The following is a 14,960-nucleotide window of genomic DNA, read 5'->3' on the forward strand; positions in this document are numbered from 1 at the left end:
GGATCAAAACCATTGTCTGTGTTCAAGGGCAGCGTGATTGTGACCTTTTCAGAACCGGGTCTTGAACAGCAGAGCATGATGAAGGCCATCCTGAACGGCGTGAAAGAAAAATACAGGTGGGTAGTTTTTGACAGAAGTGTGTGCTTTCAGCATGGCCAGAAGCGGGGTCAAGCCAATCCCGCCCGCAAACAAAACGACAGGTTTTGGGTTGCCACGAGCAAGGGTAAACTGACCCAGGGGAGATGACACGCGCAAGCTGTCTCCGACCGCCAGAGTCTCGTGCATGTAGGCACTTCTGGGTCGGCTGGGGGCGACCTCGTCCAGTCCGTCTATGATAAGATTTTCGGCAAAACGACCCTTTGGCCAGTCTTCATCGTTGCCACCCAGACGATCTTTCCAGTAATCATAAGTGGTTGTTGAAACGGCGTAGATGTGATCGTTATGAACTGCCACCTCATTGCCCTCAATACCACTGGCATGAACCTTTACCGAACCCCGCACTTCAGACTTCAGGTAAGCCGTTGTGACATCGTGGCCACGTATTTTATGACGCTTTGTTTTACCAATGCAGATCGCAGTGAGTTTCATTTTTTAAGCCAGCCCTGCTTCGAAATCTCGTCAGCCATGAATCACTCGAAACAGACATTCGACAACAGATCAGATCAACGGCTTTGGTTTTTGATTAACAACCCATTTTGATTTTTGCTCTTTCTCAGACTTTGTCAACAAACCTTCTTCATACTGACACATTGCGCTTTTATCCTGCCATGACAATTTTAAAAAACACCTGTCATGGATTGAATATGGCTATAACAAGAAGACGTTTCTTTCAGGGAGCCGCCCTGGGGATTGCTACATTGCCGTTGCTCAAGACGTTTGCGAGCAGCCACCAACCTTTTCAGCACGGAGTAGCCAGTGGCGATCCTCTGGCTGATAGAGTGATCCTCTGGACCCGGATCACACCCGATGCAGACCCGGACTTTCAACAGGCTATCGTTCCCTATTCCTGGGCAATGGCCCTTGACCCGCAGATGAACCAGATAGTCCGGTCCGGCGAAGGCGTTACCGGACCACATGTTGACTACACCGTTAAGGTTGATGCAGACAGTCTGGTGTCTGGCACTGTTTACTACTACCGATTCTTTTCCAATGGAAAACCTTCGCCGGTGGCCAGAACACGAACCTTGCCAGAAGGCCACCTGAACAGTCTGCGACTGGCATTCTGCTCCTGCTCCAACTACCCGGCGGGCTACTTTAACGTCTACCGGGAAATAGCCCGAAGACCTGATTTGGATGCCGTACTGCACCTTGGAGACTACATCTATGAGTATGGTCCTGGTGGTTATGGGACAAACAACGGCCTTGGCCGGAACCCGATTCCTGCGAAAGAAATAACAGTACTTCAGGACTACCGACAACGCTACGCCCAGTATCGATCCGATCCGGATTTGCAGGAAGTTCACCGTCAGCATCCTTTCATCTGCGTCTGGGACGATCATGAATCCGCCAATGACTCATGGCAAGGTGGAGCTCAAAACCATAACCTGGGTGAAGGAGCCTGGGAATCACGCCGCAATGATTCAATTCAGGCTTACTTTGAATGGATGCCTATCAGAGAGAGTGGTATTGTTGACCAGTTTGGACAAAGAACCATTTATCGAAGGTTCCGCTTTGGTGACCTGATGGATCTCTTTATGCTGGATACCCGACTGACTGGCAGAGACCGGCAGGCTCTGCCATTGAATGCCAAAGCCGCTAAAGATCCATCAAGAAGCCTGTTGGGAGCAGATCAGGAACAATGGTTGCATAATGGCTTAAGTCAATCCATGAATGAAGGGGTTCGCTGGCGGGCACTGGGACAGCAGGTCATGATGTCACAGCTCACTCTCAATCCGGACCTTCCTATCCTTATGGATCAATGGGATGGTTATCAGGCATCCCGACAGCGTCTGTTTGATCATATTCAAAATCAGGGCATTAATAACTTGATGGTACTGACCGGTGATACTCACAGCTCGTGGGCATTTGATCTGGCACCTGAACCGCGCTTCCCTCACTACGGACGGATTTCAGGTTTTGGCGCACTGGGTGGAGAATTTGGAACCCCCGCAGTTACATCCGGATTTTCTGAAAAGACGGGTCTTGCCAAAATAGCGTCAGCGGCCCTTGACGGTGCTCTGCCAAACCTTAAATGGACCAACCAGAGCGAGAAAGGCTATGTGCTGCTGGATATCACTCATAGTCGAACGAAAGCCCACTGGTATCATGTAGACACTGTTGCCAGCAGAAACTACAACCACTACCTGAAGAGAGTTTATAAGCAGAATGATGATGCCAATCATATCCACAGATCCTGGTCAGAAAGCGCTCCCGCAGAGTCACCTGCACCAGCGCCTGATCTGGCCAATTTATTTGAAGGACTGAGGCAGCGCTATTACAGCTAGCTGTCAATGACAGGAAGAACTCTCATTGAGAGCTCTTCCTGCTTATTCAATCCAGACCGCTGTGGCTAAACGTCCAGACTGGACGCCATCCCTTCGGTAAGAGAACCAACGGTCATTTTCCTTATAAGTACAGAAATTGCCGCCACTGACTTCTGTTACACCCAATTTATGTAACCGAAGCCTTGCCAGTTCATAGAGATCCCCATACCAGCGATCACCCTGACCGGGAATAAAAGCCGTTTCCATTTGCGGATCAGAATTCAGGAAAGCGTCGCGAACTTCAGGTCCCACTTCAAAATGAGACTGACTGATAGCTGGACCCAACCAGGCCATCACCTGGCCAGGCTCATCGCCCATAGCTTTAACTGTGGCTTCCAGTACACCAGCCTGAAGCCCTTTCCAACCGGCGTGAGAAACGGCAACACGGGTGCCGGACGAGTTGCAAAAAATAACCGGAAGACAATCTGCAGTTAAGACGACACAGGGCAACCCCTGCTTATCTGTCCAAACCGCATCACCTTCTCTTTCTGAGTTATCCGGCTGGGCCGTTATTACATCAGTACCATGAACCTGTTTGAGCCACTGCGGCCTGTACCGCCATTGATAATGGTCGTCGAGCAATGCTCTGTTTTTTGCTACCACATCAGGATCATCACCAGACCGCAGCCCCAGATTGAAGCTGCTGAAAGCTCCCTGACTGTACCCGCCGGTTCTGAGGGTGACAAAAGCCCTGACACCTTCTGGCGCAGACCAGTCCGGGAGCAGGTAACGATCTTCAGACATGTTCAGTTCTCTCTATTGCAACGCCCTGGGAGCATGAGTTCACTCATAAAACAGCAAATCCTGCTCAGGACTCTTTAACATCTTCTTTTAATACTTCCAGAAGCGCTGAAAAGTCATCCGGTAAGGGCGCTTCCCACTCCATGTAGTCATCGGACACCGGGTGCATAAGACCCAGCTTTCTGGCGTGAAGCGCCTGATGTTTGAAGCTCCTCAGAGTCTCTTCCAGGATGGCAGAACACCCCTTGGGAATTCTCAGACGGCCAGCATACAGATCATCCCCTACCAGCGGGAAGCGAATATAGCTCATATGCACTCTGATCTGGTGAGTTCTGCCCGTTTCCAGTTTACAGCGGACATGGGTATGAGCATTAAACTTCTTCAGAACCCGGTAATGAGTTACAGAGGCTTTGCCACCGGGCACCACCGCCATACGAAGACGATGGGTCGGGTGACGGGCAATGGGTTCATTAACCGTCCCGCCCGCCGTCATAACACCTTGAGTCACGGCCTCATACTCTCGACTGACACTTCGGTCCTGAAGCTGAGCCACCAGATCGGTATGAGCGGCCAGAGTTTTGGCTACCACCATCAGTCCTGAAGTATCTTTATCCAGACGGTGCACGATTCCGGCCCTGGGTACAGAGGCTATCTCCGGATAATGATATAACAAGCCATTCAACAAGGTACCTGAGTAATTTCCTGCCGCAGGATGAACTACCAGTCCCACCGGTTTATTAATGACCAGGATGACATCATCTTCGTAAATGATTTTCAATGGAATATCTTCAGGTTCCCAACGTTCTTCATCATCGACTTCAACGCTGAGAGTCAGCTTCTCGCCACCGACCAGCTTGTCTTTAGGCTTTTTCTTCTGGCCATCCACTCGCAGATCGCCATTCTTGATCCACTCCTGAAGGCGTGCCCTGGAAAAGTCCGGAAAGCAGCTGGCTGCAATCTGGTCCAGTCTCTTGCTCCCAAGTTCATCAGGTACGACGACCTGCTGATTGATCCGCTCACTCATTAACTACTTCTCAAGTAACAGGAGCCTGAGCGGGCATTATTCCCGACCCTGCTCCCGGACAAAAAATCTCAGCCGCCGAAGGCCAGATGCTGCACCGGAACAGGTTAATAAAAATTTCCAACCTCCCGAAAGCAGTTGAATGATTATTAATAGAACCAGTTTCTTTTCGTTTTACAGCGGACTGTGTTTAAATTAGTTGATCAAAGGCGGGTAGTTTATCACATCATCAGGTCTGGCTGAGCTATGCTCAAAACTTTATCGGCCTGCCTCCCTGTTATAAGTTCAGGGGAGGCCTGTACACCCTATTTCCTCACAATCATGCCGGAGTACGGAAACTGTAAATACCATGACAATACTGAAAACCACATATTCGCGCCTGATATTTCTGATCCTTGCTGCGGTGGTTCTGGCAGGATGCTCATCAAGCCCCGAAAAAAAGACGCTTCCGGAATCCCTGACTGAGGCCGAACTCTACCAGATGGCCAACCAGTCCCTGAATAACCAGAGTTATACAAAGGCTGTAGAGTATCTGCGGACACTGGAGTCACGCTACCCCTTCGGCTCTTTTGCAGAACAGGCTCAGCTGGACCTGGTTTATGCCTATTTCATGAATGTAGAGCCTGAAGCCGCCAGAGCAGCAGCGGATCGTTTCCTTCGCCTGCACCCGCAGCACCCCAATGCAGACTATGCCTATTATATGAAAGGTCTGGCTTCTAACACGGCCTCCATGGGTCTCATCGAGCGCTACCTGCCATTAGACAACACAAAGCGTGATCCTGGTCAGGCTCGCCAATCCTTCAATGAGTTTCGTGAATTGCTGACGCGCTACCCGGACAGCAAATACGCACCAGATGCCCGTCAGCGGATGGTAGCCCTGAGAAATCGTCTGGCTGATTATGAGATTCATGCAGCCAATTACTACCTGAAACGCAAAGCCTATGTAGCGGCTGTGAACCGTGGCAAGTATGTTGTTGAAAATATGCAGAAGACCCCGGCGGTAGAACCCGCACTGGGTATCATGGTGGAAGGTTATCAGCGACTGGGCCTGATAGAGCCCGCGAATGAAACCCTTGAGGTCTTAAAGCTGAATTTCCCGAATTCGAATCTACTCAATGAACAGGGTGAATTCATCGGCTACCAGTCCTTCGGTGATGTCGATCCCTCGCTGCTTTATACCGTGACCTTTGGCCTGCTGGGTGATTCAGGTATTGAAAAGCAGAAAGCGCAGACCCCGGTTGCTCCCCAACCTCCCGGGAACAAACAGTAATTCCCTGTGGCTTCCAGCAGGAGGCCACTCCACCTTCTGGTTTAGTAATTCAATGCCAACAACTGTGAAGTGCCCGAAATGCGGCAAAAAAGTAGAATGGAAGAAAGAAAACGGGTTTCGACCCTTCTGCTCTCAACGATGCAAGCTGATTGATCTTGGAGCCTGGGCGAATGAAGAGCGTTCGATACCCGGAAACCCTGCTTTCGATGATCTGATGACCAGCGACATTGATGACCATTTAAAGCACTGATGAGCCCCCACCAGCTCCTGGTTTCACAGGCCAGGATCTCAGGTTCAACAGGGCTTCTGCCTGAGAGCGTTTGAACTTGAGGACTTGATACATTACCTCACGAAGCTCTGGCTGGTGCATATGTTCAGCCAGCTCGCTCAACTGCTGATCCGACAGTCTGGTAATTCTCTCCAAAGCTAACTTTATCGATCTTCCCACTTGCTCTGGCGGCATCTGCTCAACCATTGTCAATAGTGTCTTCTTACCTCGATATTGAAACCTGTGCAATTTTGAAGGACGCAAAAGCCTCTGGCTAAATTCATCAATGGAACAGTTCCTGGGGAGGGAAAATCGATTATAAAAGGACATACCGAAATCAATACTGACTAACTTACCAGTCAGCAGCTCGTCATCTTCGGCATGCTTGAAGAGGTAATTATCAAGTTTCAGATAGTCCTGATCGCCCAGAAGAAATCGCCTCATGACAAGATTGGTAACCGGGTTATGATCATCAGTAAACTGACAAATAGAAGGGAATAATGTTTGTTGAAAGAAGGTATTGCCAGGGTAGAAGCCTTTCAGGTCTTTAGAAGCTACACAATGATCCTGATTTTTTTCGTCCAGACTGTAGCGATGAATGTACTCTTGCCCGTAACCCATCACTTGTTTGTAGGCTTCGGCAGCAAGGCACTCCCTTTGGGCCAACACTTTTCGATCATCATAAAAACGGGCTTTGTAAGATTTTCCAGTGATCAGGTGGATCACTTTTTGCAGCAACCGTTTAAACTTTTCAGCACCCGATTCATACCCGAGTGTTTTGACATGCCAAAACTCTTCCTTTTTTCCAGCTTTAGTAGAATCTGATTCTCTCCCGGCCCCTCTCGAATCTGTTTTGATCCGCATGAACCGGTGATCAACAACTCCCCGGTAGACCTGTCCGGGGAGCTCCTCCCAATATTCACCAAAGGGCCTGTCATTAATGGATGGAAGAATATTTCTGCCAACCTGCCCGGTCTCTTCGAAATAAGCAACCGCCCGATCCTGAACAGGACGCTGCCCCAGCATTGAGGCCTCTTCATCCAGCCCTTCGGTACCAGGCAGATTCCCCAGTGAACCTACTGTTCTACCCAGTGAGTCACTGCCAGCAGTTGACGGGGATTGGAATGTTGAATCAGCGGGCAAAACTGATGTTGATTTGTTGCCACCAGGTCCGATATTAGAGTGAGACATTTGCTTCCCTGCAAGAAGTCTTTAATCTTAAATTAAGACTAGTATACGGCCTCAATAAGTTTGCGACCAGAAAGCACCGATGGCAGCCAACCCCTGGGCTCCCCGGTCTATGAACTGCTCCTGATCAGCAAGCTGCATCCCCCCCAACCAGAACACAGGCAATGGGCAACGCTCTGTCAGCTCTGCAGCTTTTTCCATTCCTAAGGTTTCACAGCCCGGATGCGTCTGTGTCGACATAACCGGAGAGAGTGTTACAAAATCGACACCCAGTGATACCGCCCGATCGATTTGTTCCTGATTATGACAGGAAGCTGCCAGCCACTGACCAGAACGAGAAGCACTTCGCCAATCAACACCCTCCTGCTGAAGCTGTTTCGAGGTAAGATGGATACCGTCACACCAGCTATTGGCCAGTAGTTCAGGCTCACCTTTAAGAAGCAAGCTGGCCCCGGTTTCCCGACAAAGGTGATGCAGCTCTCTGGCTAAATGCTGATAGGTTCCTTTATCCAGCCATGGAGCCCGAAACTGTATCAGCTCTACTCCCTGCTCAAGCTGGTAACTCACTTTTTCCAGAAGCTCAGCAGCCACATCAAACTTACCGGTGATCATATAGCGATTTGGTAACAGGACTGCCGTAACGATGGGACCATTAGCCGGAGGAAAGTTCAGCTCGGGTAACTCTTTCAGATCGACCCATCGGATCTCCTGACCCTCATTACCACGAGGCTGGCCAATGATATCGTTCGCCCACCAGGTATCGAGACAGACAGACCTGTCCGGGTAATCATGCCGAATCGAAATCAACTTTCGGAACTGATTTGCCTCAACATCCAGTTCTTCCTTAAGTTCACGATTCAAGGCTGCCGTAACGAACTCTCCCTCTTCCACCTTGCCACCCGGAAACTCCCAGTAGCCACCCATGTGCTTATCATTCGGTCGCCGTGCTATAAGAATTCGTCCATCATCCCCGCGAATAACTGCCACCGCAACATGCACCACCTTCCTGACACTCGCCTGATTTTCTGAAGACATCACCTACTGCCCTGTTTTCAAGTTCGATATTCAGCATTGATTCGAACATACTCATGGGAAAGATCAGTAGTCCAGAGTGTTTCCGTGATAGTACCTGCCCCCAGCTGAACACGGATCAGTATCTCTTCCTGATTCATTACACGCTCACCTTCCGCTTCCGTGTAAGAGCAGGCAACACCCCCATCTTGCACAATGCAAACGTCGTCTAGCCAGATGGAAACCTTATCAATCTTTAGCTCTTCGATCTCAGCTCTTCCCACCGCAGCAAGAATCCTGCCCCAGTTCGGATCACTGGCAAATAATGCAGTCTTGACGAGTGGAGAGTGGGCAATGGTATAAGCAACTTCAAGGGCATCAACGACACTGCTCGCCTGTTCAACCTGAATGGTTACAAACTTGGTAGCGCCTTCTCCATCTCTGACAATAGCCTGTGCGAGTGTCATAGCTACCTCTTCAACAGCCTCTTTCAGAGCTTGGTACAAAGGCCCCTGAGACTGCATTATGGATTCATTTCCGGCCTTGCCCGTGGCTACCAGCATGCAGCAATCATTGGTGGAAGTATCACCATCTACTGAAATTCTATTGAACGACAAATTAACAGCATCAGACAGAAGGCTTTGTAAAACAGTCTCATCTACGGAAACATCTGTGGCCATAAAAGCCAGCATGGTGGCCATATTCGGCTTGATCATGCCCGACCCTTTGCTGATTCCCGTTACCGTGTAACGTTTACCGTCAACTTCAAACTGTCGGCTGGCACCTTTGGGGCGGGTATCGGTCGTCAGTATGCCTTCTCCGGCTCTGTGCCAGCCATCTTCACTCAAATCCGAGAAAGCAGTGGGCAGGCCAGAAACAATTTTGCCAACAGGGAGAGGCTCGCCAATCACACCGGTTGAAAAAGGCAGCACCTGATCTTCCTGCACCCTGGCAAATTCAGCCAATGCACGACAGACCTCGGTGGCATCCGCCATTCCCTGTTCACCGGTACCCGCATTAGCATTGCCAGTATTAATAACAAAATACTCAGGCAAACGGTTAATGCGACGCCTGGCCAGATGGACCGGAGCAGCACAAAAACGGTTTAGAGTGAAAACACCGGCAACAGAAGCACCCTGATCCCAGTTCATAATCACAAGATCCTTACGATCCTGCTTCCTGATACCTGCCTCTGCTGTCCCCAGACGAAAGCCTTTTACTGGATGCATTTCCGGCCAGCTTCCTGATCCTACTGCCATGGTTTCTCCATCTCCTCTTTTTTCATTCCAATTCGCTGCCCACGCCATCCCTTCAACCCGGCTACCCCCCGGGTTGAATAATCCTGATAACGGACACAGAGAATCGGGTCAGAGAGCATTGATTCAACTGACCCTGTGCGAAATACACTTATAGCTAACCATTTACATTTTGTTATTCATTATCCAACGATTTTTTCAAATATCTCAAAATAAGTCGGGAAGGTCTTTGAGGTGCAGCCAGGATCATTGATGGTAATTGGACTGCCACCGAATGCCGCCAGGGAAAAACACATGGCCATTCTGTGATCATCATAGGTATCAATGACTGCAGACTGAATCTGCTCAGGGGGATTAATCACAATGTAATCTTCACCTTCTTCAACTTCAGCTCCCACTTTACGAAGCTCGGTCGCCATCGCTGAAAGCCGGTCAGTCTCTTTGACCCGCCAGTTGTAAATATTTCGAATAGCCGTCTGGCCCCTGGCAAACAGAGCAGTAGTAGCAATGGTCATGGCTGCGTCTGGGATATGGTTCAGATCAATATCCACACCTTTAAGCTCACCTTTTTCTACTTCAATCCAGTTGTCACTCCAGGTGACTTTAGCGCCCATTTGCTCCAGTACTTCAGCAAATCGGGCATCGCCCTGCACACTGGCATTACCGGTTCCATGAACTTTCAGCTTACCTCCGATTGCTGCAGCTGCCAGAAAGTAAGAAGCCGAGGAAGCATCTCCTTCTACCATAATTTCACCCGGGGATCGGTAAGCCTGCCCCCCTTCTACGACGAAGTTCTGGTATTCATTATTCTGGACATTAACACCAAAGCGCTCCATAACCGAGAGAGTGATATCGATATAGGGTTTGGAAACCAGTTCACCTTCAATCGTGATGACCGTTTTATCTGATGCTAATGGTGCTGCCATGAGCATTGCTGTCAGAAACTGACTGGAGATATCTCCCCTGATGCTGACTTCTCCTCCCTTCAGGCCCGAACCAAGGACTTTCAGAGGTGGAAAGTTTTTCTCACCCAGGTACTCGATGTTTGCACCGGCCTGCTCAAGACAGGAAGTCAGATCGCCGATAGGTCGCTCATACATTCGGGGTTCACCCGTCAGGGTGTATTCTCCTTGCCCCAGGCACAAGGCTGCCGTCAATGGCCTCATGGCAGTGCCGGCGTTTCCCAAAAACAGAGTCAGGCTTTCACCAGAACCGAGCGGGCCAGCCAGTCCGATGACTTTGCAAACTGTATTGTTATCTGACAGTCGATACTGGACACCCATTGCTTTCAGAGCCTTCAGCATATAGCGAACGTCATCGCTATCCAGAAGATTGGTGATGGTGGTTGTACCCTCTGCCAGTGCAGCAAGCAGTAAAATACGGTTGGACAGGCTTTTTGAGCCAGGAATAGAGACTTCCCCTTGCACGCGGGAAATGGGCTTTAAAACAAGTTGCTCCATTGGACTTCTTAACTGGCCGAATGATAGTAAAAATTAATTATACCCCAATGCCTCGATAAATCAGCCGGTTTAAAACAGTCCATAAAAGAAAACAGGCCGCAAAGCGGCCTGTTTTCTTTAAAATAACGGGTCAATATCAAACTATTTTACCGTGACACTGTTTATACTTCTTGCCGGAGCCACAGGGACAGGGTTCATTTCGACCGACTTTGCGACTTTCTCGAACGAAAGGTTCGGTTACACCTTCTGGCAGTTCACCTTCTTTCCCTGAATGATCTTCCATAACATGCGCCTGCTCATGCTGAAACTGCATACGACGAATCAGTTCCTGACGACGCTGTTCCTCCATTTCCTCGGTTTTGTCATCCTGCTGAACCTGAACATGAGAAAGGATACGAATGGTGTCCGTTTTGATATCTTCCAGCATGGACTGGAACAACTCAAAGGCTTCACGTTTGTATTCCTGCTTGGGGTTCTTCTGGGCATAACCTCTTAAGTGGATGCCCTGACGCAGGTGATCCATGGTCGCAAGGTGTTCTTTCCACTTGTCATCCAGTACACGCAACAGGATATGTTTCTCGAAGTTCCTCAGGGACTCGCCACCCGCCAGTTCTTCTTTCTGCTTGTAGTTGGAGATGACCTCAGCCAGAATCTTCTCTCTCAGACCTTCTTCTTCCAGCTTGTCATCTTCATCCAGCCACTTCTGGATCGGCAAATGGATAGCCAGTTCAGCCCCAAGCTTCTGCTCGAGACCTTTCACATCCCATTGCTCTTCAAGACTCTCGCGTGGGATGTGCTGGGAAATGACATCGTTGACCACTTCAGATCTCATGCTATCAATGCTGGATTGCACGTTTTCAGAATTCAGAAGCTCATCACGCTGTTTGTAGACCACTCTGCGCTGATCATTGGCGACGTCATCATATTCCAGCAACTGCTTTCGAATATCGAAGTTACGACCCTCAACCTTGCGCTGGGCTTTTTCAATCGCATTGGTCACCATTCGGTGCTCGATAGCTTCACCTTTTTCCATACCCAGTGCTTTCATAAAGTTCTTCACCCGGTCAGAGGCAAAGATACGCATCAGGTTATCTTCCAGAGACAGGTAAAAACGGGAAGAACCCGGGTCCCCCTGACGACCGGACCGGCCACGCAGCTGATTATCGATACGGCGGGATTCATGGCGTTCAGTACCGATAATATGCAGACCACCGGCTGCCAGAACGGCCTTGTGGCGCTTCTGCCATTCAGACTTGATCTGGTCTTCCTGCTGCTGATCTGGATTTTTAACGGCTGATAGCTCGGCCTCCCAGCTACCACCCAAGGTTATGTCAGTTCCACGACCCGCCATGTTGGTAGCAATGGTAATAGCACCCGGACGCCCCGCCTGGGCAATGATCTCGGCCTCCTTCTCGTGAAATTTGGCGTTAAGAACATTGTGAGGGATCCTGGCCTTATTCAAGGCATTGGACAAGAGTTCGGAAGCGTCAATAGATGCAGTACCCACCAAAACAGGACGCCCCTGCTGAACGGTTTCCTTGATGTCTGCAATGATCGCTTCGTACTTTTCTTCAATGGTCAGATAAACCAGATCGTTACCATCCTCACGTACCATCGGTTTATGGGTCGGGACAACAATAACGTCCAGACCATAAATCTGGCGAAGCTCGAAAGCTTCTGTATCCGCTGTACCGGTCATACCAGAAAGCTTTTCGTAGAGTCGGAAGTAGTTCTGGAAGGTTGTCGAGGCCAGGGTCTGACTCTCAGCCTGAATATTCAGTCCTTCCTTAGCCTCCAGTGCCTGATGCAGACCTTCAGAGAGACGACGGCCCGGCATGGTTCTTCCCGTGTGTTCATCAACCAGCAGCACTTCGCCGTCGGCCACAATGTACTCAACATTTCGCATGAAAAGGACATGAGCTTTCAACGCTGCATTCACATGATGAAGCATATTCAGGTTATGGGCAGAATAGAGACTCTCTCCTTCAGGCAGGAGTCCCAGCTTCTGCAATTGCTCTTCAATAAACAAATGGCCGATCTCGGTCAGCTCAACCTGACGGGTCTTTTCATCCAGCAGGTAATGACCGGTTGGCTCTTCACCTTCTCCGAGTTCTTCTTCCTGTTTTTTCAGCTGAGGAGCCAGTTTGTTCATCTGTTTGTAGAGTTCAGAGGAATCTTCCGCCGGACCGGAAATAATGAGTGGCGTTCGGGCTTCATCAATCAGGATGGAGTCCACTTCGTCGACAACAGCATAGTGCAATTCACGCTGAAACTTATCTTCCTTGCGAAACGCCATATTGTCACGAAGATAATCGAAGCCAAACTCATTGTTGGTTCCGTAGGTAATGTCAGCTTGATAAGCAGCCCTTTTCTCCTCAGGAGACTGCTGGGGAACGACTACTCCGACTGTCAGGCCAAGAAACTCATAAAGAGCACTCATCCACTGGGCGTCTCGACGAGCAAGATAGTCATTAACGGTAACAACATGAACACCCTTACCTGTGATGGCATTCAGGTAAACAGGCAGTGTCGCCATCAGTGTCTTACCTTCACCGGTTCTCATCTCGGCGATGCGACCTTCGTGAAGAGTAATGCCACCGATCAGCTGGACATCAAAATGTCTCATGCCCATGCTGCGTTTACTGCCCTCTCTGACGACAGCAAAGGCCTCGGGCAGCAAGTCATCAAGATTTTCGCCTTGCTGATAGCGATCCTTGAGGGACTGAGTCCGCCCCCTGAGCTCTTCATCATTGAGACCAGACAGTTGATCTTCCAGAGCATTGATCTGTTTGACCAGCTTGCCCATGCGTTTCAGCTGGCGATCATTCCGGCTGCCGATAATTTTTTTGACTAACGAAGCTAACATAGATTGGTTACAGTCTCACTCTGATTCCGGGGCTGCCTCTCTTGCCGACAATCCCGGGTGGGCAGACAAGCTTAAGAACAGCCAAATATTCTATGACAATCACACAAAAGTCTCATCCATATTAGCTATAAATCTGGCCCTTAATGTTTTATAAGCCATAAACGTAAAGCTTAAGATGGTTTTTTATTGACTGACGTCAACGCCAGACGCTTGCAACAATCTGGATTAAAGGCAGAAAAATCCAAACCTTACAGACATTTACACTCATCAGTAAAGGATATAGGGACTGGAAAGAAGTCTTTCAAGGGAAGAGCGCTACTTTTTCGCTGACAACTCGCAGGATCAGCACTGAATAATCGGGCAGTGAGATTCATCGAAAAAACAAGTCATGAAAAAGGATCGGAAATACCAGCAATATGAGGAGCGCTTTGTTCTTGTCAGGAAAGATCACTTGCTTGCCCGATAAATGTAGCGCTGTGGATCCACATGCTTACCATTGCGAATCACTTCAAAGTGAACATGCGGCCCTGTTGAACGACCTGTGCTTCCTACTTTAGCAATAACCTGACCTCGAGTAACGATGTCGCCCACCTTGACTTCGTTGGAATAATTGTGCGCATATCGTGTCACATAGCCATTAACATGGTTAACCTCAACCATAAGCCCATAGCCAGAGCGATCACCTGACCAGGTCACGACACCGGCAGCCACAGCAATAATGTCAGAACCATTTACAGCGGCCATATCAATACCTGAATGCCAGGATAATTTTCCGGTAAAAGGATCTGCTCTCTGACCAAAACGAGAAGAAAGCCAACCTTTCTTGACAGGAAGCCCTGCCACAAAGACATCATTACTCATGGTCCTGTTAGAGACCAGGCTGGTCAGAATATCAAACTGCTGCTCTCTGCTGTCTATCTGCTCAGAAAGTTGATCAATAGCATCAATAAGCGGGGGCATTGAATAGATAGATTCATTGGAAGGCAGCGCTTCCGGGCCACCAATAGCCGGCACTTCATCGAAGAAAAACTCGCCATCATCCAGTTTCGCAGCAATGGTTAGTCTCTCGCCAACAGCATCCAGTCGGGTAATCCGCCCTTGTAACTCTGCCAGACGAATGGTCAGGGCATCAATTTGACGTTCTGCAGCAAAACGAACATTTTCAACTTCTTTTCTCTGTCCGCTCAGGACTGTCCGCCATTCTTGCAAGCCCTCTTCAGTCAGGACAACGCCAGATTTCGAATTGAGGAAAAGATAGGTAATACCCCCACCCAGCATCATGCAGAGAAAAACCGCGGAAAAAGCAGCCAGTGCCAGCCGCTTGCTTGTGACTCTGAACGATTGTGTTCGAGAGTGATCTTGCTTTACAACAATGACTTTCATTCTAGGAAGCCCT

At 49.3% G+C, this 14,960-nt stretch carries 12 protein-coding genes; 3 read left to right on the forward strand and 9 right to left on the reverse strand.

The features are described 5' to 3' along the window. Positions 1-48 precede the first annotated feature (48 nt). The gene (locus tag ACOJUO_RS24540) at positions 49-588 is read right to left on the reverse strand and encodes an MOSC domain-containing protein (protein ID WP_422134501.1); all 540 of its coding nucleotides are present in this window, start codon (positions 586-588) and stop codon (positions 49-51) included. 215 nt (positions 589-803) lie between these two features. Between ACOJUO_RS24540 and ACOJUO_RS24545 the strand changes: the two genes are divergently transcribed. Then, complete coding sequence (locus ACOJUO_RS24545; RefSeq protein WP_422134502.1) at positions 804-2,444, forward strand: alkaline phosphatase D family protein; 1,641 nt, start codon at positions 804-806, stop codon at positions 2,442-2,444. A 42-nt stretch (positions 2,445-2,486) separates the two neighbouring features. On the opposite strand, the gene pgeF is transcribed toward ACOJUO_RS24545, so the two are convergent. Both pgeF and rluD read right to left on the reverse strand, forming a co-directional pair. Next, positions 2,487-3,227, reverse strand: a complete 741-nt coding sequence (pgeF, locus tag ACOJUO_RS24550) for a peptidoglycan editing factor PgeF (protein ID WP_422138470.1) — start codon at positions 3,225-3,227, stop codon at positions 2,487-2,489. A gap of 64 nt (positions 3,228-3,291) precedes the next feature. Further along, entirely contained in the window at positions 3,292-4,248 is a 957-nt protein-coding gene (gene rluD / locus ACOJUO_RS24555; protein WP_422138471.1) for a 23S rRNA pseudouridine(1911/1915/1917) synthase RluD, read from the reverse strand. Between the two features lie 346 nt (positions 4,249-4,594). On the opposite strand from rluD, the gene ACOJUO_RS24560 reads away from it, so the two are divergent. Next, positions 4,595-5,515 (forward strand): outer membrane protein assembly factor BamD, encoded by a 921-nt coding sequence (locus tag ACOJUO_RS24560; protein ID WP_422134505.1) that lies wholly within the window; start codon positions 4,595-4,597, stop codon positions 5,513-5,515. 52 nt (positions 5,516-5,567) lie between these two features. Beyond that, positions 5,568-5,765, forward strand: a complete 198-nt coding sequence (gene yacG / locus ACOJUO_RS24565) for a DNA gyrase inhibitor YacG (RefSeq protein ID WP_422134506.1) — start codon at positions 5,568-5,570, stop codon at positions 5,763-5,765. Here the strand turns inward: yacG and ACOJUO_RS24570 are convergent. The 6 genes from ACOJUO_RS24570 to ACOJUO_RS24595 all read right to left on the reverse strand — a co-directional run bounded on the left by ACOJUO_RS24570 (position 5,754) and on the right by ACOJUO_RS24595 (position 14,947). Continuing rightward, positions 5,754-6,974, reverse strand: a complete 1,221-nt coding sequence (locus ACOJUO_RS24570) for a hypothetical protein (RefSeq protein WP_422138472.1) — start codon at positions 6,972-6,974, stop codon at positions 5,754-5,756. The genes yacG and ACOJUO_RS24570 overlap by 12 nt on opposite strands. A 51-nt stretch (positions 6,975-7,025) precedes the next feature. Beyond that, on the reverse strand, positions 7,026-8,006 hold the full coding sequence (locus ACOJUO_RS24575) for a Nudix family hydrolase (protein ID WP_422138473.1): 981 nt from the start codon (positions 8,004-8,006) through the stop codon (positions 7,026-7,028). Positions 8,007-8,023: 17 nt separating this feature from the next. Beyond that, the gene (gene argJ / locus ACOJUO_RS24580) at positions 8,024-9,241 is read right to left on the reverse strand and encodes a bifunctional glutamate N-acetyltransferase/amino-acid acetyltransferase ArgJ (RefSeq protein WP_422138474.1); all 1,218 of its coding nucleotides are present in this window, start codon (positions 9,239-9,241) and stop codon (positions 8,024-8,026) included. 179 nt (positions 9,242-9,420) lie between these two features. Then, entirely contained in the window at positions 9,421-10,698 is a 1,278-nt protein-coding gene (gene aroA / locus ACOJUO_RS24585) for a 3-phosphoshikimate 1-carboxyvinyltransferase (protein ID WP_422138475.1), read from the reverse strand. A gap of 136 nt (positions 10,699-10,834) precedes the next feature. After that, a complete protein-coding gene (secA, locus tag ACOJUO_RS24590) occupies positions 10,835-13,564 on the reverse strand; it encodes a preprotein translocase subunit SecA (protein ID WP_422134511.1) in 2,730 nt (909 codons plus the stop codon). 447 nt (positions 13,565-14,011) lie between these two features. Further along, positions 14,012-14,947, reverse strand: a complete 936-nt coding sequence (locus ACOJUO_RS24595; protein ID WP_422138476.1) for a M23 family metallopeptidase — start codon at positions 14,945-14,947, stop codon at positions 14,012-14,014. Positions 14,948-14,960: the final 13 nt, after the last annotated feature.

The sequence above is a fragment of the Endozoicomonas sp. ALC020 genome (assembly GCF_049275935.1).
Classification (GTDB): Bacteria; Pseudomonadota; Gammaproteobacteria; order Pseudomonadales; family Endozoicomonadaceae; genus Endozoicomonas_A.

Coding starts and splice junctions, on each gene's coding strand:
- ACOJUO_RS24545 (WP_422134502.1), top strand. CDS start 804: ATGGCTATAACAAGAAGACGTTTCTTTCAGGGAGCCGCCCTGGGGATT.
- secA (WP_422134511.1), bottom strand. CDS start 13,564: ATGTTAGCTTCGTTAGTCAAAAAAATTATCGGCAGCCGGAATGATCGC.
- yacG (WP_422134506.1), top strand. CDS start 5,568: ATGCCAACAACTGTGAAGTGCCCGAAATGCGGCAAAAAAGTAGAATGG.
- aroA (WP_422138475.1), bottom strand. CDS start 10,698: ATGGAGCAACTTGTTTTAAAGCCCATTTCCCGCGTGCAAGGGGAAGTC.
- ACOJUO_RS24570 (WP_422138472.1), bottom strand. CDS start 6,974: ATGTCTCACTCTAATATCGGACCTGGTGGCAACAAATCAACATCAGTT.
- argJ (WP_422138474.1), bottom strand. CDS start 9,241: ATGGCAGTAGGATCAGGAAGCTGGCCGGAAATGCATCCAGTAAAAGGC.
- ACOJUO_RS24540 (WP_422134501.1), bottom strand. CDS start 588: ATGAAACTCACTGCGATCTGCATTGGTAAAACAAAGCGTCATAAAATA.
- ACOJUO_RS24575 (WP_422138473.1), bottom strand. CDS start 8,006: ATGTCTTCAGAAAATCAGGCGAGTGTCAGGAAGGTGGTGCATGTTGCG.
- rluD (WP_422138471.1), bottom strand. CDS start 4,248: ATGAGTGAGCGGATCAATCAGCAGGTCGTCGTACCTGATGAACTTGGG.
- pgeF (WP_422138470.1), bottom strand. CDS start 3,227: ATGTCTGAAGATCGTTACCTGCTCCCGGACTGGTCTGCGCCAGAAGGT.
- ACOJUO_RS24560 (WP_422134505.1), top strand. CDS start 4,595: ATGACAATACTGAAAACCACATATTCGCGCCTGATATTTCTGATCCTT.
- ACOJUO_RS24595 (WP_422138476.1), bottom strand. CDS start 14,947: ATGAAAGTCATTGTTGTAAAGCAAGATCACTCTCGAACACAATCGTTC.